The following is a 25,948-nucleotide window of genomic DNA, read 5'->3' as shown; positions in this document are numbered from 1 at the left end:
GAACCGTAACTTACCACATATTATAAATAAAAGGCATACGATTTCTCGTATACCTTTTGTGTATCTTTCATTACTTAGCCACGAAATAATCCGTTACATATTGTGCCCAAACTTCATGTCCTTTAGCACTTGGGAAACCAAACTCTTCTTGTAAGTAAGGTAAAATAGCCTTTGTTGCTGCATCAGGCCATGCTCCCCAGTGATCAACATATGCATAACCATTTTGCGTCGCAAATTGCTTTAATGCCTCAATTGCTTTCGGATAATTCTTCGCACCATACACTGGGTTTGATGGTTGAATCATAATTGTAGCGCCTTTTGCACTAGTAGAAAGTGCTTGAACAAACTTCTGTGTACTCGCAACAGAGTTCCCATTACCAGTTTTACCGTTATCAGTAATAAATGGTGGCTCAAATAAAATCACATCTGGCTTGTCTTTCGCGATCTCTTTATCACGCTTATTCGCGATTAACTCTTCTGTACTTTCACCCTTATATTCCTTTACTGTCACATTCCATAAACCTTTACCGTAAGCAGTTGCTAAATTAGCTGTTAACTTAGCTGCCCAAGCATCTTTTTCAGATGAAGAAGCTTCATCACCAACAATAACAAGGTTTACTGCCTTTTTCTCTTTAGCAGCTTTCTGCAACTTTTCTTTCACTTCATCTGGTAAATTCTTCGCATATGCTTCATTAAAAGATGATTTCGCATCTTGCTTTTTCTCTGCTTTTTTCTCTTCTTTCTTCGCTCCGCTATCTTTCACTTCAGCCTTTTTCTTCGTCACTTCACTCGTCTGTCCCGTTGCATTTGCAACTTTTTTATTCCAGTACAATTTACCGCTCACAATCGAAGCAACAAACAATACAAAAACAACAAGAACAAGTACTGCTTTCTTATTCATCGATTCACCTCATCTATTAATCTCACAACATATAATATTAATATAAATCCATGCAAAAATAAACCCAACTCCTTCCAAAGGAGTTGGGTTATTACATATTATTTAGTCACTTCAAGGTGCGCTCTTAACTTATTCGTTATATCTTGTTTCGCTGCATCTGGAACATAGTAATACCAAATGCCATCAGCGGCTTTGTGGCCGTCGCCTGGGATTTGAATCTCTTCACTGTTCTCCATGCAATCTTTATAATTCTTTTGAATCTCAAACATTTGCTCTTGCGTTAAACTTGTTTTTACGTTTTTCTCAATTGCTTTTAATACGTCACCGTAACTTGCTAGAGAAGATACACTTGCGCCCTTTTTAATTACAGCTTGGATAACTTGACGCTGACGCATTTGACGACCGAAATCACCGCGTGGATCCTCGTAACGCATACGAGTATACTTTAATGCAGTTTCACCATTTAAATGAATATTACCTTTAGCAAAATGTTGATCTCTTGATGTAAACTCTAAATCGTTATTTACATCAACACCGCCAACAGCATCTACAATATCTCTAAATCCAGCCATATTTACTTCAATATAATGATCAACTGGTACATTTAGGAAATTCTCTACTGTTTTTACAGACATATCAATGCCACCAAAAGCATAGGCATGGTTGATTTTATCTTTTTTACCTTTCCCTACAATCTCCGTATAAGAGTCGCGTGGAATACTCGTAATTTTCATAGATTTTGTTTTTGGATTTAAGGTAAATAACATTAGTGAGTCCGATCTACCTGTCCCATTATCTTCCTGATCTACACCCATCATTAAAATAGATATAGGTTTATTATCTGAAACATCTACTTTCTTATCTCGTTTATCAGACTTATCACGATCCAAAGGCTTATGAACTGTATTTAACGTATTAGATACATTAGAGTAAACAGTATATGCATATACACCACCAGCAACAACAAGAACACCAATGATACCTAGAATCCAAAATAGAATCTTTTTCTTCATCGCTTTTCCTTCTTTCAAATAACAAATTCAGTAATCTTATACTTACTATTATTTCACATAAAACTATACAGATTTACAAATCATTTGTAAACCACTGATTCTTCCACTATCTTATAGCTTCTTGAGAAAATCTTTTAAAGCTTCCTTCCAATCTTGGAACGATTCAAATCCATTTTCTTCAATCATCCCTTTATCTAGCACTGAGTATTTAGGGCGTACAGCAGGTCTTGGAAAATCTTCTGTCGTTAGTGGATTGACCACTATTTCAATATTAGATTGCTTGAATATCTCTTTTGCAAATTCATACCAAGAACAAACTCCTGAGTTAGAACCATGATATATGTCATACTTATCAGTTTTCACAAGATTAATAATAAATCTCGCTAAATCAGGTGTATAGGTTGGTGAACCTACCTGATCATGAACAACTCCTAATTCTGTCTTCTCTTCCGCTAAACGCAACATCGTTTTCACAAAATTATTACCGTATAAGCCAAATACCCAAGACGTTCTGACAATATAACTTTTTGAACAGTACTTTTGTGTATAATGTTCTCCAGCTAATTTTGAGCTACCATATACAGTTTGAGGATTCGTTTGATCATCCACTTTATATGGTTCATTTTTCGTTCCATCAAAAATGTAATCAGTACTTACATAACAAAACTTTGCTTTCACTGCTTCGGCAGCTTGCGCTAAATATTTTGTACCTTCAGCATTAACCTTGAAAGCAGTTTCTTCATCGCTCTCAGCTTGATCTACTTGTGTATATGCTGCTGTATGAATAATAATATCAGGATTTATAGATAGTACTTTTTCACGTACTTTTTCTTCATTTGTAATATCTAGCTCTTCTCTACCAAATCCCAAAACTTCCCATTGTTGATTTTCTAATAAACATAATACATCTTGTCCTAATTGACCTTTAGCCCCTGTTACTAATACTTTCATGTTTTATACCTCTAATCTATTCGCATATTGATTCTTGAAGTATTCTTGGTATTCTCCAGAAATAATATTTTTCCACCAATCTTGATTTTCTAAATACCATTTAATAGTTTGCTCAATACCAGTATCAAAGTTGTACTTCGGTGACCACCCTAATTCTTCACGGAGTTTTGTTGCATCAATTGCGTAACGGCGATCATGACCTGGACGATCTGTAACATACTTAATCAGAGATTCTGGTTTATCCAATGCTTTTAAGATTGTTTTTACGATTTCAATGTTTGTGCGTTCATTGTTTCCACCAACATTGTACACTTCACCATTTTTTCCTTTATGAAGTACTAAATCGATTGCCTGACAATGGTCTTCCACATGTAACCAATCACGTACATTTAAACCATCACCATATACAGGTAATTGTTTATCATTCAGTGCATTAATAATCATTAAAGGAATTAATTTTTCTGGGAAATGAAATGGTCCGTAATTATTTGAACAACGTGTAATGTTTACTGGTAAACCAAACGTTTCATGATAAGCACGAACTAATAGGTCTGCACCAGCTTTACTTGAACTATACGGGCTATTTGATGCCAAAGGTGTTTCTTCCGTAAAGTAACCAGTTTCGCCTAAAGTTCCATATACCTCATCTGTTGAAACTTGCAAGTATTTTTTTACTTCTGCATTTTTAGCAGCATCTAGTAATACTTGTGTACCTTGAATGTTTGTTTGAATAAAGATATCAGGATTTGTAATACTTCTATCAACATGCGACTCTGCTGCGAAATTTAACACATAATCAAAATTTTCTTCTTTAAATAATTGATTAATAAACTGACGATCTGCTATATCGCCTTTGATAAATTTGTAATTAGATAATTCTTCAATATCTTTTAGATTCTCTAAATTCCCTGCATATGTTAGCGCATCTAAATTTACAATATTATATTCAGGATACTTCTTCACCATATATCGAACAAAATTACTTCCAATAAACCCTGCGCCACCCGTTACTAATACTTTCATGTTATTCCTCCTTATTTCTCGTACACAAAATTAATATTTGCTTCTTCTAATAGTGGATGTTTAGTATCCTTTTCTGAAAGAATCGGTTCACTTACCGGCCAATCGATTCCTAATGCTGGATCATTCCATAGAATACCTGCATCATGATTAGGGGAATAGTATTCATCTACTTTATAAGCCACTGTCGAATTTGGCACTAATGTACAAAATCCGTGTGCAAATCCTTTCGGTACGACTAATTGACGTTTATTATGTTCACTTAAAATAACACCAACCCATTGGCCATATGTAGGTGAACCTTTACGAATATCAACAGCTACATCATAAATAGCACCTGTAATACAGCGTACTATCTTTGTCTGCGCTTTAGGATTTAACTGAAAATGTAATCCACGTAATGTGCCAGCTGGTACAGATAAAGATTGATTATCCTGAATAAATTCATAATCTAAACCAAGCTTATTAAAAATCTCTTTATTATAACTTTCCATAAAATATCCGCGATGATCCCCAAATACTTTAGGCTCTAAAATAACTACATCAGGAATTTTAGTTTCAACAATCTTCATTATACGTACTCCTTTATTGATAAATTGGTTGTTTTTGTTTACTTTGTTCTGCCAATCGAATTAAATATTGACCGTATTGATTTTTTTTCATTGGCTCTGCTAATTCAAGTAGTTGCTCACGGGTAATATATCCTTTTCTAAACGCTATTTCCTCTAAACAAGCTACCTTTAAACTTTGACGTTTTTCAATTGTTTCAATGAATTGAGATGCTTCTAATAATGACTCGTGCGTTCCAGAGTCCAACCAAGAAAAACCACGTCCAAGAATTTCAACGTGTAACTCTTGTAATTGTAAATAAACCTTATTTATATCAGTAATTTCCAATTCACCACGAGGTGAAGGCTTAATATTCTTTGCAATTTCCACAACCCGATTGTCATAAAAATATAAACCCGTTACAGCATAATGCGATTTTGGCTCTTGAGGTTTCTCTTCAATAGAAATAGCCTTTTCATCTTCATCAAATTCCACTACCCCAAAACGTTCTGGATCATTTACATAATACCCAAAAACAGTAGCCCCTTCTTGACGTTCTACAGCGTTTTGTAATAATTTTGTTAAACCATGTCCATAGAATAAATTATCCCCCAGAACAAGAGCTACAGAGTCATCACCAATAAACTCTTCTCCAATAATAAATGCCTGAGCTAAGCCATCTGGAGAAGGTTGTACAGCATATTCAAGCTTTATTCCAAACTGTGAACCATCTCCCAATAGCTCTTTAAAACGAGGCGTATCCTGTGGTGTAGATATAATTAAAATTTCTTGAATACCAGCAAGCATTAATACTGATAATGGATAATAAATCATTGGCTTATCGTAAACGGGTAACAATTGCTTTGATACAGCTTGTGTCAGTGGATATAATCTCGTTCCACTACCTCCAGCTAGAATAATACCTTTCATAAATTACTCGCACTCCTTTTTATATCATAGAAATAGGGAATAAATCTGCCTAGATTCATCCCCTTCTAATTTCTGTTATGACTTTAAAAATAAAGATTCATAATCACTTACAATTTTCTCCCATGAGTATTCATGGATAATTCTATCTTTCGCCTTACTACCCAATTCATCAATTTGCTCTTGTGAATATCTCTCAACATCATGAATTAAGTTGGCTAAAGAGCCACTTTCTTTAGAAAAGTAAACAGCTCCTCCTTCCCCAACCTCTCTATTAAACACTACATCTAAAAGCATATTTAATTTTGTAGAAGCCAACGCTTCTAATAATGATGGATTCGTTCCACCTACTTCGTGCCCATGGAAATATGCAAATGCATTTTCACGAACTTTCTTCAATAGTTCTTGATCATATACAGTTCCAACAAACTTAACACGAGGATCCTTATCAAAATTCGTCTTTGCTAATAAATCTTGATAAAATTGATTTTGTTCAACGTTAGAAATGATCACAAAGTCTTTTTTAGAATCTGATTTCATAAATTCACGAACCATTAACTCGTAATTGTTCTCGGGAACGAAACGACCAACTACTAAATAATATTCATTGAAACTTATATCATGTTTCTTATACCATTCGTTTAGTTTTACATCATCGTCTTCTAAAGATGATGATGTAACATCCGCACCGTAGGCAATAAATGTCGTCTTAGGGCTATACTTTTTATAGTCTGTTTTAATATATGACTCAATTCCTTTAGAATCACACACTAATAAATCTGCATTTTTAACCATTAACTTCTCAGATATTTTCCAATATGTTCTGATAGCAGGGCTCCATTTACTTCTTTTCCACTCATGCCCATCTGGATTTACGAATACTTTTACACCCATTTTTTCTAGCTTATTTTTATAGAAGGAAAAGAATGGGCCAATACGACAAGCAAGCACGTAGACAATGCAGTTTGTCAGGTTATTTCTTTTAATATAACGGATGCACTCTTTTAAACTTAAAATATCATATGCTACTGCTTTAGCACTACCGATTTCAGGTGTTTTTACATTAAAGCATCTTGCACTATTATGCTTGAACTCATCATTATTATTAGCTAGGCAAGATACGTGATACTGAATATCTTCGCTTTGCTTTCGAGCTGTTAAGTATTCTACAAATGTTTCGAATCCACCATATTTTGCGGGAATCCCTTTGGATCCGATTATAAATACATGTTTCATTGTCAAATTACTTCCTTATCTTCTTATTATTAATGGCCTGTTCATATATGCTAACTAATTCTTCATAATACCATTCAGGTTTAAATTCATTTTTAGCCCGATAGCTATTCCGTGCCATTTGAGCATACTCATCTTCGGATAAATTGATCAATCTTTCTATTTTATTTGCAAGCTCTTTTTCATTCGCTCTTTCAAATAAAAATCCATTTTCTCCTTCTTGTATTAATTCTGTTATTCCTCCTACTTTAGATCCGATGACAGGAGTCCCCGCACTTAAAGATTCAATAATCGTTAAACCGAAAACCTCATGCCATACCGAAGGAATTATGGTAGCTTTCGCTTTCTTAATTTCTACCACTAAATCATTCCCTGATTTAAATCCCAAAAATTCAACATTTTGAATACTTTCCTGTTCAACTCTAGCTTTTAGTCTCGCTTCTTCTGGACCTGTCCCTATTAATTTCAAAGTTATTCTTTCGCCTAATAACCTTTGAGCATCTAGTAAAGTATCTATGCCCTTTTCTTTAGACAGTCTACCATAATAGAGTATAAATTTTTCTTTTTTTTCATTCATTTCAACTTCAAGAAAATTATTTGTTAAAAAATTGGGAAGGTGTACTAGCTTTTTAACCGGTATCCTATTTTCAGCTAATTGATTGTACATAAATTTACTTGGACATATCACAAAATCAGCTACATCATACGATTTTAACCATTTATGCCAATATGCCTCCATAGTTAATAACAGACTATATACTGTTGAATCTTTATGACAACGATTTTTAAAGCAATTCACAAAATTACCTTGGATACATTTCGTACATATTTCATCATTATTAAAAAGCTTATAATTTGGACAAACTAATTTATAATCATGTGAAGTAAAAACCGTCGGTATGTTATATTTTTTTAATGCTTGAAAAATAGAAGGCGTCAGTTGATGGTATATTAAGTTAACATGGGCAATATCTGGTTTGGTACAAGCAATTAATTTGCATAACTTTCTATATGCTTCATTAGAATGTATTAATTTCATAGCTCCCTTCATTTTTGCTAAAATACCACTATCCTCTTGATAATTAACATTTTTCACGAAGTGATCTTCAAACTGACTTTGTTGATTTTTTTCATCTTGCATACTAAAAACAATAACTTCATGTCCATTATCTTCTAGCATCTTTTTTAAACCAAAAAAATACGTCTCACTGCCACCCTTTACATAGTAATATTTATTAATTAATAGTATTTTCATATACTCACCCTAATAATTTATATAATGCTTTAAATGTTCATATCTCTTTTCCCATGTATTATGCTCGGCATATTCCATAAATATTTCTTTATTTACTGTCTCTTTAATTGTTTCATCTATTAAAGTTATAAATTCTTCATTTGTCTTATATAATTTAGCCGGCGAATCCATTTCAACTACTTCTTGAAGCCTTCTCGACACAACAGGTAATCCCGCTGCAAAATATTCATATAATTTTAATGGATGAATACTATTTGTTAATTTATTATCAACAAACGGCATAATACCCACATTAGCATACTTTAAATACCTAGGTATCTCATCATGCGATTTTTTTCCTAACAAATGGATGTTTTTGTTTGAAGCAAAAGTTTCTCTTATCGTATCACTGACATTTCCTATAATAACAAAAGCATATTCTTTTAATTTTTCAGCTGCTTTAATAACTAATTCATAATCAAACCATTCTTCTACTGCTCCTACATATACAATGACAGGGCGATTTAAATTTTGATACTCTATGGGAACATCACCAACATTCCCTTTAAACCTATTTGTGTTAACACCGTTTGGAAGATATAAAACATTTTTATTGTGTTTATAAGCCACATCAATTAAATTTTTAGCAGTAACAACCACTAAATCTGATTTTTGTACAACTTGATTTTGTAAATATATAAGGTTCTTATACGCCCCTTTAAAACCAGAAAAGTCATCAGCCATTCTATGAATCATAAATTTATAATTTAATTGATTTGCTAATTCGTACATTTTTACATTTGTAAGCCACATCACATCTATTTCTTTTTTCTTTAAATCACTACTAACTTTTGAAAAAGGATATTTTATGTGATATTCTGCCCAAAATTTTGTATTAAGCGCAGGATATTTACAAAAAGGTAGTAAGACATTAGGATTATAAATTTCTAAGTTTGCAGTGGGGACACTATTATTATTTTCTTTACCGAAAAAAAAGGGTTTAGGTTGATTAACCCAAACCACATTATTATTTTCTTTAAGAAATTCTTTAGCATAGTAATGGCTTCCCACTTGAAATACAGTATCATATTGAAGATATTCACACATCAGTACATTCATTTTATTTCCTCTTCTCCATTAGCTGAACATTCAACTATTTCAGCAACTATTTAAATCTTCACTTTTTCTTTAACAATAAATCTGTAGAACATGTAAGTGATAACATAATAAAAAAGTATATATATATATTTATAGAATAGTATTGATTCGGATTGAAATTTGTGGTAATTAAATTCCCTATAAATAGAGAAATCGGAAGCCATTTATAACCGTCATCAATATTTCTCAGTATAAATAATAGTAAGCTTATGTTTAGGATTACAAAAGCTATAAATGAAACTATTCCTTGTTCTAAAAGAATATTTAAAACTTGTGAGTGCACAACTAAATCTGTTGAAAAAAGATAATAAGATGCATAATACGTATATTGTCCAGCTCCTATTCCCATCGCAAGATTTTCTTTGATTACTTGAAAAACATTTATAAATTGTATAAACCTGTGTTCCTGTGTGCCACCACGACTTACAAATAATAAATCGAATATTTCACTATAAAATAAGGATATAATGAGTATACATCCTATGAGAATCATACTAGCAAATAAAACTTTATAACCAAATTCCTTCTTATTCTTAGATTTCTTAATTAAGAAAATAATTAGTATTTGGCACAAAATAGCCACATATGATATACGCGTTAAAGTTAATATAACAAATACAATGTTTAACAATAAAGTTAACAGATTTAACACATTTTTTCTTTTCATGAAATTAAATACTAAAATAGGAAATAAGATAACCCCTAAATTTCCAGCACCATTACTAGCCCCTATTACTCCAACAACTCTTTTAACAACTTCTAATCCCTCTGTGTAATTAATACTAGCCTGATTTGAAAATAACAAAAAAGATCGATTAAATATGTATTGAATTACTGATAAAATAGAATTAAATAGAGAGAAAAAACCCACTACCTGAAAAAATTGCATTGATTGTAAGTTAAAACCTCTAACTTGATTGAAAAAGAATCCCATTAACAAAAGGTTACAGTACACAGTCAGATGGAATACAAATAAGTTAATATCAAATATTTCTAATGTGAAAAATTGCAAAGAAAAATGGAAAATAATCACCAAAAAGCTTAAAGCATACGTTGTAATACTGTATGTTTTCCTATCAAAACTAGAAAATGTTTGTCTTTGAATCAACTTATATATTGCAAATGTACAATTCAAAATAACTAAAACGAATAGTAATAACTGTATTCGAATATTTTGAAATTCAACAACAAACATAGTCGGTGAAATATTTAAAGTTATGACCACTAAAATTATAGACATAAAAATAATAATAGTATTTTTTTTATTCTTCCTCATAAGAATTAAACATAAAGAAGAAAAATAAAGAAATAAAAATAGACTTAAAATAAATATTAATTTCATATGTAGTAACCTCATGGATTTAAATTACTTATTACTTAAAATCAGCAATATGTCCCTAAATAATTTGATAAGTTCCTGGCATTATTGGAACATTAACAATGCCATTCCTCACTTCTTTAATTGTTTGATTCGGTAATAACAATTTTCCCTTTTCAACCCCAGAAATAGATAGTGTTACTTCCCCTAATTCTACGTCTCGAGTATTATCCTCGGTTTGCACGAAATAAAAAGTACTTTCAGATGTAGACTTAATTACAAAATTATCCCTTAAATATACATAACTCGCCAATTCAGTACCTGTACAATACCATACATTCTTATTACGAAGATATCTAAATATGGTTTGTAAACTTTTAGTATCATCAAAAATATTAGGCATTTGTCTTCTTCCATCATCCCTAGAGGGTGCAATATGCTCCTGGATACTAATGACTAATTTTCTCGTTAATAAATATTCAATTTGTTGTAACCTTTTTCGTACTAAATAGTTTTTTAATATTTTTTTTAATATCCCCTTAATAGATATAAAATTGCTATTTAATACACTTGTCAATAAACCACCGTTTACTGTTGATGGTATGTCAATAACATTATTATCCCCAAACTTTTTGATATCATAATTAGATAATGAATTTTTATCCCCTCCAGAAATTTTATCTACTTCACCCTCCTCTACTCCTCTATTCCAATATCTACACCACCATAAAAAGTCTGTTTTGTCTATACTAAGATCTGAAAACTCATTACTAGTATAACCACAATATTTTCCACCCAAAGGATTAACACCTATTGCATCTTTGTAGATTCTTTTTCCGTCCTCGACAACATCCACAGCTTTTTCTACACTCGAAAAAAGTTCCCATTCTTGTTTGAAATCCAAATTTGTTTCTCCCACTTTACCATGAGTAGTTCCGTGATATGCAATTTCAAATCTGGGATTTTGATGAATGTCTCTAAAAAATTTTTTCGTCGCTTCATCATGGTTAATCTTTTTTGATATTGAGGGCGCTACTGGTTCTTTTATCATTCCCACTCTAACACCTACTGGCACAAAGAATGTAGCTTTAACCTCTGGAAACTCCTTCAAAATAACTTCGTTTAAATATCGAAAAGATGATTTCTCTTCATTTTTCCAATAACCCCAATCTTCACCTAATTCTAATTCCCCGCTTTTAGTTGTATCTACCCAAACGTTTGCTAAATCGTCTATCATAAACATAACTGGAGAATCTGAATTATTAAACCACTTACATATTTCAATATTCATCATATCTTCTCCTTATTAAAATACTTACTACTTTAAATTACTTTTCATTTAATCTTTATTATGCATTAGCTCAAAAAATTAAATACTTTTGAGTGTTGTCTATTTCTTTTTTAAAATTGACAACAGAAATCCCCTAATTTCTTGAATATTAGTAAACTTGAAAACAATCAATAATAAAACATATATTATACATAGAAATACATTACAAATAAATTCAATGTACAAATTTTGAATTGGAGAAATTAACATCCAATATACCCCGTATAATAAAACAAAAACGGTAAAATATTTATATGGATATAGTAAACCTAATCCTAAACTATAGTATTTTTCACTAAAATAATAATAAAGAATATTCGCTACTATATAAGATACAATTGTAGCTAAAGCTGCACCATTTATCCCAAGATGAGGAATCAGTAATATATTTAGAACTATATTTATAAGAGCACTAATTACAACAATTAGGGAATTTAACATCATTTTATTTGCTACATGTAAACCTAAAGAATAAAATTGTCCAATTCCCCATATAAAATGGGAAACAGCAATTAATGGAATAATCTTATACGCCTCTAAATATTCATTTGTAGCTAAAATACTGATCATTATCTTACCAAATATAGCCAAGCCGAAAATACAAAAACAACCTACAATATTGTAGATTCGAAACATATTTTGGATTTTTTGTTGACCGCCTTCCTCTTTATAAACTTTAAATTTATAAGCTGTAAATACTTGCGCAAATGGCGTGATAAAAACTGGATTTATTAACATTCCAATTTTTGAAGATATTGAATACACCGCAACTGCTGAATAATTGATTAATTCTTTAATAAAAAAGCGATCTATCAAATTTAATATCCATGCAGAAATTTGTCCTAACAATAAGCCTCCACCATAATACAGTATGTTTTTGAGATATGGTACATGAATAGCAATTTTATAATTTTTAAAGTCTAATATAAACAATACAATAAAAACTAATAGATTCGAAATTAAAGTAGCCTTTAATATACCTATAATTCCATTGCCTAAAATCAAAATATAATATGTGGCTAATAAAAATGTTAAAACTAAGATACTTAATTGTACTATGGCTACCCTAAAAGCTTTAAATTCCATTTCATAATAACTAGTATATATAGCAATCAAACATGTCAATAAAGAAGTTATTACTATAACTCTAATATAAAGAGTGACCTCATTATCACCACTAAAAACATAGTCACTTATTAACGGACTAATAAAATATACAAATGAAAAAACAACAATCCCCCATAATGCTGAAAAGTTTAACGCTGTATTTTTCAATGCTATTTTATTTTCTACATCATAAAAAAATCTTTTTAATCCCGAATATACTCCAATCGTAATAGCAAGGCCTAATAATTGTTGTATGGTATTTAACAATTCATATTTCCCATAATCATTTTGTGATAAATTACTAGTATATAAAGGGATGAGTAACATATTTATTAGTTGTGTTAGAATTGAAAATATAAAATATACAGCTCCACTAGATATCAACTTATTACTATTTAAACTCATACTTACCACTATTCCTTAACTTAAAATTATTTCTTAACCACACGCGTAAAAGTTTTTTTAAAGTTTAAAATGTGAACATAATAATAAACTAAATTTTTTATAAAGCCTAATCCCTGATAGCTTTTTTCAGAATACAAATTTCCTTTTAATATATTTACAATAGCTTTTGAATATCCTAGTTTCTTAGCCAATTCCAAACGCGAGTAAACCGAAAATTTATGTACACCTTTACCACGTTTCTCCAAAAATGTGTAATCATCAAATAAATACACTGTATTTTTACTAACTTGGACATCAATATTTATAGTACCATCTCGCATATCTCCAATGGATAGGTGGAAATAACCATATAAATCCCCTTCTTTGTCTACTACTACATACGGTATATGTTTATTCTGTTCCGCAATTCTCTTTTTTAGAATATCGTACTTGTAACTACCTATTTGGTTACCATATAACTCAATCATTGTTTTCAAATGATACATTTGCATTGGAATTAATGCATAACAATTGTATTTTTCCTCATAAGAAACCATATTATAATTATTCAAGTTTAATATATATCCATTGGAAACCGTGAGAAATTTTGTTTTAATTTTTTTAATTATAATTTTGATACTCCGATTTCTAATTTTATTTACTAAGCTCATCATCTATTACCTTTCATTATTTTCTCAGAATCACATCATTATTCTATCTAGTCATTATTTTTTCTTACTTTAATTAAATGCCTCTTATAATGTATAAAGCTTAGTAAAGTATTTCCCCTTTTGGTGTATGTATAGATCTGCTCTACTTCTTTCATAAATTTCAACTTATAAAAATCTGTTCCCGCACCCTCCGAATGTAATTTAATATTCTTCTTAAAACTATCCTTAATACTTTCTTCTACTGATAGAGTGCCTAATTCTAGATTTCTAAATTCCCTATCATAGGCTGCGTCAAAGCAAAATTTTATATCATTAAAAAATAAATTCAGTCTGTAAGCAACACAATCATTATTAACCCTTCCAAATATAACCTCGCTTGGTAAACTATCAATAATTGTTTTTACAAATTTCTTCTTATCTTCATCTAAATAAATACTACCTTTACCATCCTCAAGTTTTGAGCGGGAAATCCTTACAATTTCTTCAAAGTTTTGATTATTTATTCTTTCAATTACTGAATCATAAATTAATCCTTTTTTCTGCATTTTATTAAATGCTGTTCTAATATTTTGCTTTAATTTTTTTGAATATATCTGATTTTTGTATTCATCGAACTCATTGAAATTCTCAATTACTAGATATGGGCATCCTGATAAAACTTCTGCATCTTTACTATTCAAATCAAAATTCTCAGTAGATTTTCTGATATATTTAAGTTGTAATAAATCAAATTTATAATTATCATAAACATATCTTATGATATGATCTACGTCCTCTTGGTTTAAACCTCTACCAATAATATCAATAAAGGTCCCACCCCATTGTTGGCCTATAAATTCTATCATTTTTAATTTAATTCCATATTTTTTATGCACTACTTGTATTAATGGAGCTATTGCAATTAACTCTCCTTCTTTATACAGAAAGATTACAATGATCTTTTTTTTATAACCAAATTGATTATCTTCTCTTGGAAAAAATACTTTTAGAAAGCTTTCTATCCAATAATACGAAGTGGTTATATTTTGATTGTTTATTTTTTTTTCAAAGTTCAACCACTCGTTTTTTTTATTTTGTACATCTTCTAATGAGCTACATACATTAATCTGATACATTTTATCCTCCAAACCTTACTAATTTAATTTTTTTACTTAGAGCTTACCTCTCTATAAATACTGAGCAAGTTTTCTGCATAATCTTGATTATTTATCACACTTATCTCATCAACATACTCATTATAATTTTGAATAACTTTAATTACTTTCTCAAATAAATCATCTACGTTCCGAGATTCAAACAATATCGTACCTGTTGGTCTTTCACAGACTTTGCTTGCTATAGAAGGTACTCTATAATGAATTGCTTCTGTAATTGATACTCCCAAACCATCAGTATTAGTAGGCCTTATAAACAGATTTGTTTTTTGGAGAATAGGATAAAACTCTGTATTTTCTACCTCATAAAACATAATGTGATTTTCCAATTTATATCTTATTATTCTTTCTTTTAACTCTTGATAATACGTTTTTTCAAGTTCTGTCTGACTATCTTTATCTAAAACAGCAAATAGTAAGCTCGTTTCTATTCTGTTATCTTTTAATTTCTTCATTAATTCAATAAGCATATCAATTCCGTACAAATCCTCATTTTTATAAAAACGTACACATCCGTTTGCACTAATAAGGAAAGGCGTTCTTTTTATGAAACCCCAAACTGTTTCTGGTATACTAAGGATATCTTCCTTATCCTCTTGCGGATGGATATACCCTGGAACTGTAATCACTTTTTGATGTTCTACTCCAAATTGAATTAGGTTATTTGTAATTGAATTGTTTACACAAATAATTCTTTCAAGTTTATTTAGACTTTTTAATAATAAATACCTAGTAATAAAACTAGAATTTTTCAATTGATCAGTTAGACTTTCTCCATGTACTGTTAATATAATTTTTTTCCCAAAAAAATTATACACTCCTAAAAGAATACGAATTTTTATATCTATGGAATGAAAGTGGAACACATCAGCTTTTAAAAAGGGAAGTCTACACATAAAAAATTTATAATTTTTTATAGGATAAATATCATCTTCTTCTCTTCCCCAACTTGCTTCATTGTATACTACACTTTCTATTTTTCGTTCATCTAAAAACTTTTTTGTCCTTTTTATATGAACAGAAATCCCACCTATAGGGGGTGGGACTGTACCAATTATATTAATTTTCATTATATAAGCTCTCCTTTTAGTTCTTTTTAAGAGCTAGTTATTTCTCTACACTGTTTCTAAACAGCGATTTTGAAAATCTACTATGCGTTTATCTCTAATTATTCCTTTGTCTATAATTAAAGCTCCTAATAATACCTCATTTTCTATATCTTCAACAATAAAATCTATATATTTACAAATCTCTAAACTTAAAGATTTAGAAACAGTTTTATAAAACATTGCTGGAGTATGATCTACTACATAATGTAAAATTCCATCAATTTCATAGACAGGATTACTTATACTAGTTGGAACACTTGTCTCTACAGCTTTATGTGCATCGCAACTAATATCAATAATCATTGCTCCCTTTTTCATATGTTTTAAATCTTCTTTATAAATAATATGATCTGTGCGATCAACATCCCAAAGGATCGCATTCACTAGCACATCATATTTTTCAAGTTCTTTTTGAAATAACTTTTCTGTTCTTCTATCATACATTACAACATCGGCCCCAAGAGCAACTAATGTTTTATATGCACCTCTTCCTATATTTCCACGCCCTAAAATAGCAACCTTTGTCTCGTATGGTAATTTCCCATATAAATTATAAGCATGTAAAATTGCAGCTTCTCCAGCAATCTCATTATTTCGCCAAAAAACGTGTCTCCCACTTTCAAACATATCTTCCCAAGCAATTGCAGTTAGTTTATTATCTATAAACTGATCTGTTATGTCCTTATTTTGAACTGCATGTATCCAACCAAAAATCATTTGTCCTTCCTTTAAATCGTCCAGATATCCAGCATCACCAGCTTTAGGATCACATATAACATCTCTAGACATAACAATATCTCTTTCAACTACATTAACTCCCATATCACTATACTCTTGATCTGTAATTCCTAAAATCTCACCGTATCCCTTTTCAACATATATCATATCTTTATTACTAATGTTTACTATATCTTCAGGTACTAAAGCTCTTCTTTTTTCATTTTTCTTGTCACTTATAGGAAATCCAATTGTTTTTTTCACTGTTTAGCCCCTCACTTTATATTAGAGATAATAAATCTATGTTTTTGATTTAACGGTCTATCTATATGGTTCACTGTTTTTATTTCAATATTAATATGAGTATCTATTCTTTTTTGAAGTTCATTACTAAAACGACTTCCCTCATCTTCTTTATAATATTGATTTGGTACAATAAGTACTTCCAAATGATCATAACTTTTTTGTACTAACTGCAAATCTTTAAAATTTTCAATATGACGAATAGCAAACTCCAACATAGTTGGTGAATAATGTTTCCCATCCTCGGTCACTAAAAAGTCCCCAGATCGTCCATCAATTTCTTTTACGCTGATATATGATTTACCACATTTACATTGAAAATCTTCTCCAGATATTGTTGCCATATCTGATGTCTTATAACGAATAAGTGGAAAAGCATAGTTATTAAAACCTGTCCCCACAATTTCGGCCATTTGATTTTCTTGATTGACTAAGGAACCATTGTTATCCAAAAACTCAGCAATACCATATTCAGGTAAAACATGATACCTGTTACATTCCGGGCAATATTCCATTAAAGCTAGACGCTCATTATGTCCATAATAGTCAATCACTTGAGTATTAAAGGCCTTTTTTATTTCTTCCCTTTGAAAATCGTACATTTTTTCTGAGGAACAAAAGATAGCTTTAAATCCCCCTATTTTTCCAGATAATCCATTTACATTAATATATTTAGATAAAAGATAAATCAACGAAGGATATGCTTGTATAAAAGAAGGTTCATATTTTGAAATAACATTTAATATCCCCTTCATTTTTTCTTCATCCAAATTTCTAGTATTTATAGATATTACTTTATTATAAGGACTATATTTATATAATTGTTCGCTATCATTTGCATCTCCTCTTAACACTAAGCATAATTGCCCTTCATAACCATACCTCTTCCATATACGATTAAAAAAGGCAGCTTCCCTATTATTTGTAGTATCTGTATTGAAGAAATGCATTGGACTAGAGGTCGTACCTCCTGTATTAATAGCCCTAAGTTTACTCATATCAATATTTTTAGCTATAAATTTTTCTCTATTTTCTTTAACCACGGACTTATCTATAATAGGGATTTTCCCCAAATCTCTGACATCCCTAATATCCTTTACACCTATCCCATGTTGATTAAACATTTGAGTATAAAAAGGAACATTTTCATAAGCATGCTTAATTAATAGCTGTAATTGTGTATTTTGAAATTCGGCTATTTTTGTAGCATCCCATGAAGAAGAAAGTTCTAAGAACCTTACGTACTCTTTATACTCTTTACTTTCTCTCAATTTTTGAGGAATTAATGCAGCCATATATAATAGCGGTAATTTAAATGGATACGGTAATTTTTTTATAGTATTCTTCAAACTAATCATCCTTATAATTTTTAAATACTATAGATGTCTCTAGGTAGGAGGCCGAAGTTTTCACTATTAACTTTATACTTTCCTTTTTCCTCCCATAACCATCAGAGACAAAAATAGTTTCCTGATCTATTTTCATATTTTTACTTACTTGTAAGACACCATTAACATGATTTTTCGAAATATGTACCTCATTTTCTTCAAACCTGACCTTAACTTCAGGATCTAGAATAAAATTAAAGTTACACAGGTCAATTTTTTTTTCACCTATTATATTATCTTTGATATTCACTCTATTTCCTTCTATATATATAGATCTCTCATGAATTACTCCACATTTTTTTAAATATCCTCTATGCTGACCTATAAATTTACTATCGTTAACATTAGTGCCCTTTGAAAAACTTTGTTCTGCCATCTCGAACAAATGATATTTCTCGAAGTCATTCTGTTCATACGGTGGGATTTCCAGCGTATTATGCACACCCGTGCTTCTAAATAAATTTCGCATTTTATAATCAGCTGTATACGTAAATGTGCCTGAATCAATAAAAATATCTTCGCCCGCAACGCTTAAAGTAAAACTCAGCTGATCATTATGGCTATGTGCTCCTTGTCCTCTAAATGACAATTCCCCGCATCGGATACAACAATATATAGCCTCGTTCCGTAAAATGTAATATCCACCATTATTAAATGCTTTGGACTCTAATAAAAACTGCTGTTCGATATCGCTCCAGCTTCCCATACACCATAAAGCATCTTCCCTATAGCTTATACCAAAATATCGAAAATCATTTCTATTGAAGAATTCACCCGCAATTGCTAGTAAATGTCGAAAATCATTCTTATTCCAAGTACCATAATTAGAAAAAATAATAAGCCTTCCATCATCTGCATCCCCAATTAACGGACTTTTTCCATTAGGTTGATTCAAATACATTAAAAAATCACACATTTTTTCTAAACGCTTAATATACTTTTTAGAAAAAACAATACTATTCTCATTACATAATATAGTTGTAATTAAAAATAATTCAGTAACCAATCTATGGTATGAGGTAGAGGCTTCATAATTTGTCCCATCTTCATTTACTTGTACAAACATCTCTTTTTCCAGTTCCGCCACTCCGTAGGTCAGCCATTTCTCAGGAGTATTGCTATTAAAGACTGAGGAAAGACTAAACTGCTTGAAATATAGCCCTAACCAGACTAACCCTACTATATTAGATAAATAATGATTACCAGTATGTTCACCTTTATTCTCTAAATTTTTATAAATGAACTTTCCATGCATATATAAGCTCTTATTAAAAAGTTCCCAAAAATCCTTATCTATTTCCCGAGAATCTTTAAAAAGATAATAACCAACTATCCAGTTTACAGCCCTAATTGCTACATCCATTGTACATGTCCAATTCACAGACATTTCGGCAGGATTCTTCTCTATCCAATCTATTATCTGTTCTTTAAACTCAAGTGCATATTTTTCGTCTTCCGTTACCCAATATGCTTTCCCTAATGTAAAAACATGCTGGAATCTTGATAATTCCCATGGTACCTTAACATCAGCTTTATTCTGCAAGTCAATTATTTTAATTTCTTTATAAAACTGATTCCCCCAAATAAATCCTGTTTTAAAGTCCTTATTCCATAATATATTTCCCTCTAATTGGACATCACCAGAGCCTAATAAATTAAAGATATGATTATATATTTTTTCAGCATCCCTAATAACTTCTGCTTCTCGGTCCAATTTTTTCAATTTACTAATGTAATTTAATTTATCCTTTGTTTCAAATAAAAAATTACATCTTGGTTTGAAATTTTTAAAAGCTTCCTGTTCCACATCTATTAAATTTTTCGCGACTACTATTTTACGTCCCCTATAATATATAGCTTCATATGATTTTCGAGCTATCTTGCGAGCAATTATATGAGCTGGTTTTCCCCTTAACTTGCGCAATTTCTGTAAGAACCTTGACATTCTTGCCCTCCAAAATAGTTTATAAATTATTTAATAAATCCTTTTGTATCAATTACAACCTTTTCTTTTAGTTGATCAAAATCAATTGAACCAAAAATTTCATGATCCACTAATACTAAAATAATATCTGACTGCATTACAGCATCCTCAATTGCAAGAAGTGCAATATTCTCATCTTTTAAGGATTTCGGCAATTCATTTACGTGTGGTTCAACCGCAATCACTTCACCAATATTTAGACTCGCTAATTTTTTCACAATTTCTAGCGCTGGACTCTCACGTAAGTCATCTATATTTGCCTTAAAAGCCAATCCTAAACAAGCAATCACTGGATTTTTAAAGCGATTCGCCTTTTCTTTTACTTTTTCAACAATATACATCGGTTTATAATCATTTACATTTCTTGCTGTATGAATCAACTTTGCTTCTTCTGGAGCTGCATCTACAATAAACCAAGGATCTACAGCGATACAATGTCCCCCTACACCTGGCCCTGGCTGTAAAATATTCACACGTGGGTGACGATTTGCTAAGCGAATTAATTCCCAAACATTAATATTTAACTTATCACATATTAACGATAACTCGTTAGCAAACGCGATATTTACATCACGGAATGAATTCTCAGTCAATTTTGCCATCTCAGCTGTTCTTGCATTTGTATCAAGAATTTTTCCTTTTACAAATTGTTTATAGAACTCCACTGTGCGCTTAGTAGATTCTTTATCCAATCCACCGATAATACGATCATTTTCTACTAGTTCTTTTAAGATATGCCCTGGCAATACACGTTCTGGACAATGCGACACATAAATTCTACCTTTTTCACTATGCATTTCCTCAGAAGTTGTTAAATCTGATCGCTCTTTTAAAATCCATTCTGCTACTTTTTCCGTTGTACCGATTGGGCTTGTAGATTCAAGAATAACAATATCCCCATTTTTTATAACAGGAGCGATTGTTTTTGCTGCAGCTTCTACATATGCTAAATCTGGTTTATGTCCATCTTTAAATGGCGTTGGTACTGCCAAAATGAAAATATCAGCTTCTTCAGGCTGTAATGAGGCCTTTAATTTCCCGCTCTGTACAGCTGCTTTAACTAAAATATCTAAGTCTGGTTCATAAATATGTACTTTACCGCTATTAATCATTTCAACTGCGTTTTCATTTACATCGACACCATGTACTTGAAATCCTTTAGTTGCTAGTAAACTAGCAGTTGGTAACCCGATATATCCTAGACCCATTACACAAATCTTTTTATCCATTTTTCCAACCTCTTTTCTATGAATTAGCTACTAAGATGCTCCATTAGACTTAATCATAATTTGAATCGTTTTAAAGATGATTTTCAAATCATAGAGTATGCTTCTTTTATTTATATATTCTAAATCTAGTTCAACCATTTCTTTGAATCCAACACTATTTCTCTCCGTTACTTGCCAAAGTCCCGCACATCCTGGGGTAACAAGTAAACGCTGCTTATCATATGCTGTATATTCCTTTACTTCCCTTGGAAGCGGTGGACGTGGTCCAACTAAACTCATTTCACCTTTTAATACATTTAATAGCTGTGGCAGTTCATCAATACTTGTTGTTCGAATAAATTTCCCGATTTTTGTGACCCGAGGGTCCTCTTTCATTTTAAACATTGCACCAGATACTTCGTTATGTTTTAATAAGTCCTTTAATTTCTCTTCCGCATCTATAACCATTGAGCGAAATTTGTACATATAAAATTCTTTTCCATCTTTTCCAATACGAATTTGTTTAAACAGCACAGGCCCTTTCGGATCTTCATATTTAATCAACATTGCTACAATCAAAAAAACAGGAGATAATAGAAGTAGTCCACATAACGCTCCAACAAAATCAATACAACGTTTAGCTACTAAATATCCTTTACGTGCATTTACTTTTTCCCAGTTCAGTTCTATATTATTTTCTTTTTCCAGATCTCCGCTTGATACTTTTACCAAGGTCAATGCTCTCCCACCTCACCTTTATACATTTACTTTTCCTTCTTTACAATTTCATTCATATACTTTATCAATTCTTCTTTCAATTCTTCATGCTGGAGTGCCATCTCAATCGTCGTCTTAATAAATCCAAATTTCTCTCCAACATCATAACGAGTTCCCTCAAAATCATAAGCAAACACACGTTGAATTTCATTTAATCGTTGAATCGCGTCCGTTAACTGAATTTCTCCACCAGCACCTGTTTGCTGGTTTTCAAGGAACATAAAGATTTCTGGTGTTAATACGTAACGACCCATAATCGCTAAATTTGATGGAGCTGTACCTTCTGCCGGCTTTTCAACAAATTGGCGCACTTGATAGCGACGATCACTTTGTTCTACCGGATCGATAATGCCATAACGATGCGTTTCATTTTCTGGTACTGTTTGTACACCAATAACTGACGATTTTATACCTTCATATTGATCCATCAATTGACGTAAACATGGTGTTTCTGCTTGAACAATATCATCACCAAGTAATACCGCAAATGGCTCATTTCCAATAAACTTACGTGCACACCATACCGCATGTCCTAAACCTTTCGGTTCCTTTTGTCTTATGTAATGAATATTAATTTTTGAAGAAGCTTGGACTTTCTCAAGCATTTCATATTTCCCTTTTTCTAAAAGGCTTTGTTCTAGTTCGAAGGAATGATCAAAATGATCTTCAATCGCACGCTTTCCTTTTCCTGTTACAATAATAATATCTTCAATTCCTGATTCAATCGCTTCTTCTATTATGTATTGAATTGTCGGCTTATCAACGATTGGTAACATTTCTTTCGGCATCGCTTTCGTTGCTGGTAAAAATCTTGTCCCAAGGCCTGCAGCTGGAATAATTGCTTTTCTTACCTTTTTCAATTTCAGTCCCCCGTATTCATTTATTCATATGTAGCAATAACAAAAACCCTACCTATGGAGTCATATCTATAACTCCATAGGTAGAGTTTCTATTACAAATAAAATATGGGCATCTAACCCCACCTCACGTCATACCCCCGACGACAAGCGTCTAAGGTAGGTTCGAAAATAAATTTTCTACCCACAGCACGACCGAGTGCCTCCGTTGATAACGGTTAGGAGACATCACCTGTTCTTTATTAAAAAATACCGAACAACTTTTTACGACGGATTTGTTCTGGGTCTTCTTTATAAATCGCCTTCCCGCTAATTAATAAATACGGATTTTCTTTCAAATCGCTCATAACGCTCATTCCGAATTCTTTCTCAATTAACTCGTAGCTTTCCGCTAAATGAAATCCTCTTGACGTTGTATTATGTGCATCTGAAGCAACCATATGCGTTAAATTATGCTCCACAAGTTGTAGTGAAAACTTTTTAATTTTTTTACCGAATTTCCCTAATAAACTACCCGCCGTTACTTGCGTGAGCGCACCTTTATTAACAAGGTTATACAACTTATCAGATCGCTCGATTAACTCGGCATTACGCTCCGGATGAACGATAATTGGAATCATTCCCTTTACACGTAATTCATATAATAATTGTTCGGCATAACGGGGTACGTGATTAGATGGAAATTCAATGAATATGTATTTATTTGTTTCGTTTAACGTAACAATTTTACCAGCTTCATAGTCTTCTAATAAATCACCATATAACCTGACCTCTTGCCCCGGTAAAATAGTAAGTGGAATATTATGTTGTTGTAATTCATCATTTAGTTGTTTTACTTTATGAATAATGGAGGTACGTTCATTTATATATTTCCCATTTTGATGGTGTGGAGTTGCAACAATTGTATGTATTCCTTCTGCTATGGCTTGCTGCGCCATCGCTAAGCTATCTGTTACTGTTTGTGCACCATCATCGATGCCATGTAAAATGTGACAATGTAAATCAATCATTTATTTTATCCTCCCTCTCTCCTAGTAATCTTTTTTCCCTTGAATATGAGATATATCTCATATTCAAGGGAAAAAAGGAGATATGTTTCAACCATATCTCACTCTTTTAATTAGTTTGCACCGTAATAATAATATAGGCCTTGTTCACGTTCACGATCGTTCAGAACGACGCCTAACAATTTACCTTTAGCCGATTCTAACAATCCTTTTGCTTTTACTGCTGTTTCCTTCTCAGTCGATTCACTACGAACGACAAGGATAGAAGCATCACATACATTTGCCATAATTTGTGCGTCGGTAACAGCTAAAATAGGTGGCATATCAAAAATAACTAAGTCGTACATGCTGTATGCTTGTCCAAGAAGTTCTTTCATTGATTTTGAACCTAACAATTCTGCTGGATTTGGTGGGATTGGACCACAAGCTAAAAATTGTAGATTATCTACAGATGTCGTTTGCACACATTTTTCTAAACGTTCACTATGTGTTAGTACATTCGTTAGTCCAAAAATATTATCAACTTGGAACATTTGATGCATCGCTGGTTTACGCATATCCGCATCAATTAATAATACTTTTTTTCCTTGTTGAGCAAACACAACTGCCATATTCGCTGTCGTTGTCGTTTTCCCTTCACTTGGATTTGCAGATGTTACCATTAATGAATGTAAATTCGTATCAATAGCTGCAAATTCGATATTCGTTCGAATATTACGATATTGCTCTGAAATTGGTGATTTCGGTTGTTGATGAGCAATTAATTGACGACGTTGACGATGATTTTTTTTCTTTTTAAATAAATTAAGAGCCAATTGTTTGTCCCCTCACTTTTCTTGATGATGGAGCGTGTGATTTCACGTTCAATGTTTCTTCATCCATACGAGCTACAATACCTAACACTGGTAAACCAAGTAAGTTTTCTACATCTTCTTCTTTTTTCACTGTGTTATCCAAGTATTCTAGTAAGAATGCAAGACCAACTGAAGCCATTAAACCAACAACAAAGGCAATTACTACATTTAACATTGGACGTGGTTTAATTGGAGATAGATTTTCTGCAACTTCCGCCTTCGATAGTACCGTTACGTTATCGACATTCATAATTTTCGCAACTTCCCCTTTAAATACATCTGCTGTTGCATTGGCAATATCGCGGGCTAGTTTTGGATCTTTATCCTCAACTGTTACAGAAATGACTTGTGAATCTTTTTCATTTGCAACATTAATCTTTCCAGTTAAAGCTTGCGCTGTCATATTTAAATTTAATTTTTCATTCACTTGATCTAAGATTACTGGACTTTTAATAATAACCTTATATGTATTCGTTAATTGAATATTCGTTTGAACTTCACCGGCTTGAATCATTGCACCCTCTTGTTTCTTCTGGTTAACAAGAATTTGCGTCGAAGATTGATAGATTGGTGTCATAAAGAAGAAGCTAATGATAGCACTTACAATGGCTGCACCAAATGCGATTACGAGGATCATTGCTAAACGTTTTTTTAAGATATGAAATAACTCTTTTAGACTAATTGTTTCTTCCATAGGTTCCTCCAACTTTCTAAAATTTACACATAGGAAAAATTATAACATATAAATCTTACATTTTTTATTTTTAATAATTCAGTTCTATATTTGTTCACAA

Annotated in this window: 24 protein-coding genes; all 24 read right to left on the bottom strand. The window is 31.7% G+C overall.

The genetic code is table 11. The features are described from left to right. Positions 1–70 precede the first annotated feature (70 nt). The 24 genes from A6J74_RS18220 to A6J74_RS18105 all read right to left on the bottom strand — a co-directional run bounded on the left by A6J74_RS18220 (position 71) and on the right by A6J74_RS18105 (position 25,848). Positions 71–901 carry an SGNH/GDSL hydrolase family protein gene (locus A6J74_RS18220; protein WP_001034213.1) on the bottom strand — a complete coding sequence of 277 codons (831 nt, stop codon included), beginning with the start codon at positions 899–901 and terminating at the stop codon, positions 71–73. Positions 902–999: 98 nt separating this feature from the next. After that, the gene (gene tagU, locus A6J74_RS18215) at positions 1,000–1,914 is read right to left on the bottom strand and encodes a polyisoprenyl-teichoic acid--peptidoglycan teichoic acid transferase TagU (protein ID WP_000727071.1); all 915 of its coding nucleotides are present in this window, start codon (positions 1,912–1,914) and stop codon (positions 1,000–1,002) included. A gap of 111 nt (positions 1,915–2,025) precedes the next feature. Further along, a complete protein-coding gene (rfbD, locus tag A6J74_RS18210; protein WP_000866888.1) occupies positions 2,026–2,865 on the bottom strand; it encodes a dTDP-4-dehydrorhamnose reductase in 840 nt (279 codons plus the stop codon). Positions 2,866–2,868: 3 nt separating this feature from the next. Beyond that, positions 2,869–3,888 carry a dTDP-glucose 4,6-dehydratase gene (gene rfbB, locus A6J74_RS18205; RefSeq protein WP_000866930.1) on the bottom strand — a complete coding sequence of 340 codons (1,020 nt, stop codon included), beginning with the start codon at positions 3,886–3,888 and terminating at the stop codon, positions 2,869–2,871. An 11-nt stretch (positions 3,889–3,899) separates the two neighbouring features. Continuing rightward, the gene (rfbC, locus tag A6J74_RS18200) at positions 3,900–4,457 is read right to left on the bottom strand and encodes a dTDP-4-dehydrorhamnose 3,5-epimerase (protein WP_000706204.1); all 558 of its coding nucleotides are present in this window, start codon (positions 4,455–4,457) and stop codon (positions 3,900–3,902) included. Between the two features lie 13 nt (positions 4,458–4,470). Next, positions 4,471–5,364 (bottom strand): glucose-1-phosphate thymidylyltransferase RfbA, encoded by an 894-nt coding sequence (gene rfbA, locus A6J74_RS18195; RefSeq protein ID WP_000676106.1) that lies wholly within the window; start codon positions 5,362–5,364, stop codon positions 4,471–4,473. Between the two features lie 75 nt (positions 5,365–5,439). Continuing rightward, positions 5,440–6,597: a beta 1-4 rhamnosyltransferase Cps2T gene (gene cps2T / locus A6J74_RS18190; protein WP_000683386.1), complete on the bottom strand. Its 1,158-nt coding sequence runs from the start codon at positions 6,595–6,597 to the stop codon at positions 5,440–5,442. Positions 6,598–6,604: 7 nt separating this feature from the next. After that, the gene (locus A6J74_RS18185; protein ID WP_000698284.1) at positions 6,605–7,849 is read right to left on the bottom strand and encodes a glycosyltransferase family 4 protein; all 1,245 of its coding nucleotides are present in this window, start codon (positions 7,847–7,849) and stop codon (positions 6,605–6,607) included. 9 nt (positions 7,850–7,858) lie between these two features. Beyond that, positions 7,859–8,947, bottom strand: coding sequence for a glycosyltransferase (locus A6J74_RS18180; RefSeq protein ID WP_001101765.1), 1,089 nt, complete (start codon positions 8,945–8,947; stop codon positions 7,859–7,861). A gap of 58 nt (positions 8,948–9,005) precedes the next feature. After that, positions 9,006–10,328 (bottom strand): O-antigen ligase family protein, encoded by a 1,323-nt coding sequence (locus A6J74_RS18175; RefSeq protein ID WP_000766558.1) that lies wholly within the window; start codon positions 10,326–10,328, stop codon positions 9,006–9,008. A gap of 55 nt (positions 10,329–10,383) precedes the next feature. Then, positions 10,384–11,595: a polysaccharide deacetylase family protein gene (locus A6J74_RS18170; protein WP_001019253.1), complete on the bottom strand. Its 1,212-nt coding sequence runs from the start codon at positions 11,593–11,595 to the stop codon at positions 10,384–10,386. Between the two features lie 99 nt (positions 11,596–11,694). Further along, entirely contained in the window at positions 11,695–13,146 is a 1,452-nt protein-coding gene (locus A6J74_RS18165; protein WP_000056217.1) for an oligosaccharide flippase family protein, read from the bottom strand. A gap of 26 nt (positions 13,147–13,172) precedes the next feature. After that, a complete protein-coding gene (locus tag A6J74_RS18160) occupies positions 13,173–13,796 on the bottom strand; it encodes a GNAT family N-acetyltransferase (RefSeq protein WP_255260153.1) in 624 nt (207 codons plus the stop codon). Between the two features lie 47 nt (positions 13,797–13,843). After that, positions 13,844–14,911, bottom strand: coding sequence for a GNAT family N-acetyltransferase (locus A6J74_RS18155; RefSeq protein WP_000284358.1), 1,068 nt, complete (start codon positions 14,909–14,911; stop codon positions 13,844–13,846). Between the two features lie 32 nt (positions 14,912–14,943). After that, positions 14,944–16,020 (bottom strand): glycosyltransferase family 4 protein, encoded by a 1,077-nt coding sequence (locus A6J74_RS18150; protein WP_000700167.1) that lies wholly within the window; start codon positions 16,018–16,020, stop codon positions 14,944–14,946. A gap of 45 nt (positions 16,021–16,065) precedes the next feature. Further along, positions 16,066–17,040: a N(5)-(carboxyethyl)ornithine synthase gene (locus A6J74_RS18145; protein ID WP_000750925.1), complete on the bottom strand. Its 975-nt coding sequence runs from the start codon at positions 17,038–17,040 to the stop codon at positions 16,066–16,068. Between the two features lie 11 nt (positions 17,041–17,051). Next, positions 17,052–18,437 (bottom strand): phenylacetate--CoA ligase family protein, encoded by a 1,386-nt coding sequence (locus A6J74_RS18140; protein ID WP_232306329.1) that lies wholly within the window; start codon positions 18,435–18,437, stop codon positions 17,052–17,054. Next, positions 18,430–20,412, bottom strand: a complete 1,983-nt coding sequence (locus A6J74_RS18135) for an alginate lyase family protein (protein WP_000086026.1) — start codon at positions 20,410–20,412, stop codon at positions 18,430–18,432. Before A6J74_RS18135 ends, A6J74_RS18140 begins: the two co-directional genes overlap by 8 nt. 26 nt (positions 20,413–20,438) lie before the next feature. Beyond that, positions 20,439–21,680: a UDP-N-acetyl-D-mannosamine dehydrogenase gene (gene wecC, locus A6J74_RS18130; protein WP_000358343.1), complete on the bottom strand. Its 1,242-nt coding sequence runs from the start codon at positions 21,678–21,680 to the stop codon at positions 20,439–20,441. A 30-nt stretch (positions 21,681–21,710) separates the two neighbouring features. Continuing rightward, positions 21,711–22,397 carry a sugar transferase gene (locus tag A6J74_RS18125; RefSeq protein ID WP_002109221.1) on the bottom strand — a complete coding sequence of 229 codons (687 nt, stop codon included), beginning with the start codon at positions 22,395–22,397 and terminating at the stop codon, positions 21,711–21,713. Between the two features lie 26 nt (positions 22,398–22,423). After that, positions 22,424–23,296: a UTP--glucose-1-phosphate uridylyltransferase BpsC gene (gene bpsC / locus A6J74_RS18120; protein ID WP_000757787.1), complete on the bottom strand. Its 873-nt coding sequence runs from the start codon at positions 23,294–23,296 to the stop codon at positions 22,424–22,426. 239 nt (positions 23,297–23,535) lie between these two features. Next, positions 23,536–24,303 carry a tyrosine-protein phosphatase gene (locus A6J74_RS18115; RefSeq protein WP_000566177.1) on the bottom strand — a complete coding sequence of 256 codons (768 nt, stop codon included), beginning with the start codon at positions 24,301–24,303 and terminating at the stop codon, positions 23,536–23,538. A 110-nt stretch (positions 24,304–24,413) separates the two neighbouring features. Further along, complete coding sequence (locus A6J74_RS18110; protein ID WP_001207152.1) at positions 24,414–25,115, bottom strand: CpsD/CapB family tyrosine-protein kinase; 702 nt, start codon at positions 25,113–25,115, stop codon at positions 24,414–24,416. After that, entirely contained in the window at positions 25,105–25,848 is a 744-nt protein-coding gene (locus A6J74_RS18105) for a YveK family protein (RefSeq protein WP_000393147.1), read from the bottom strand. Before A6J74_RS18105 ends, A6J74_RS18110 begins: the two co-directional genes overlap by 11 nt. Positions 25,849–25,948 lie beyond the last annotated feature (100 nt).

Origin of the sequence: Bacillus sp. FDAARGOS_235 (assembly GCF_002073415.2) — a bacterium.
Classification (GTDB): domain Bacteria; phylum Bacillota; class Bacilli; order Bacillales; family Bacillaceae_G; genus Bacillus_A; species Bacillus_A toyonensis.
Note: the sequence above shows the minus strand (reverse complement) of the source record. Positions and strands in the feature narration are given on the sequence as shown.